The sequence below is a fragment of the Oceanicella sp. SM1341 genome (genome assembly GCF_003448965.1).
Taxonomy (GTDB): Bacteria; Pseudomonadota; Alphaproteobacteria; order Rhodobacterales; family Rhodobacteraceae; genus Paroceanicella.
On sequence record NZ_QRGC01000112.1, the window covers coordinates 1 to 533 of the forward strand.

Sequence of the window (533 nt, forward strand, 5' to 3'; positions counted from 1 at the left end):
CACCGACAACTTAGCCAATATAATCGAACCACGAATAGCAGTGGCCACCTCTTTGCTGCACTTAACTCCCAATCCGACATGGCCATTATTGTCGCCGACGACAACGAAGGCCTTAAACCTAGTCCTCTGCCCAGCCCGGGTCTGTTTCTGCACAGGCATAATCTTCATGACCTCATCCTTGAGGCTGGGGCCAATGAGAGTATCGACGATCTGATGCTCCTTGATTGGGAGAGAGTGAAGGTAAATCTGCTCGAGTGACTGAATCTTACCTTCTCCCTAGCTTTCATGGCTTCAATCAGTTCCTTCTTCTTAGGAACCCTCTTAATATCAATTTTGATATCTGTCAGGGAGAGTCTCTTAAAATTCATTTGAGATCGCTCCATATCTGGGGCATCAACCAGAGCCCGATTCTGGTCAATTACATCCACGATTACTACAAGCTTCCCGTAATCTTCACCGTAGTTGATGAGGGCGATCCTTCCGATCTCAACATACCTTTTGAACGGCATTCTCGCTGGCTTGTGGGGGTTAGC

1 protein-coding gene and 1 pseudogene are annotated in these 533 nt (G+C 47.7%); both read right to left on the reverse strand.

The features are described from left to right. Positions 1–168: pseudogene (rps5p, locus tag D3P35_RS27080) on the reverse strand (30S ribosomal protein S5); the annotation flags it as partial. Then, a partial coding sequence (locus tag D3P35_RS25990; RefSeq protein WP_157982365.1) for a KOW domain-containing RNA-binding protein occupies positions 165–533 on the reverse strand: 369 nt, incomplete at its 5' end. The gene D3P35_RS25990 and the pseudogene rps5p, both read right to left, overlap by 4 nt.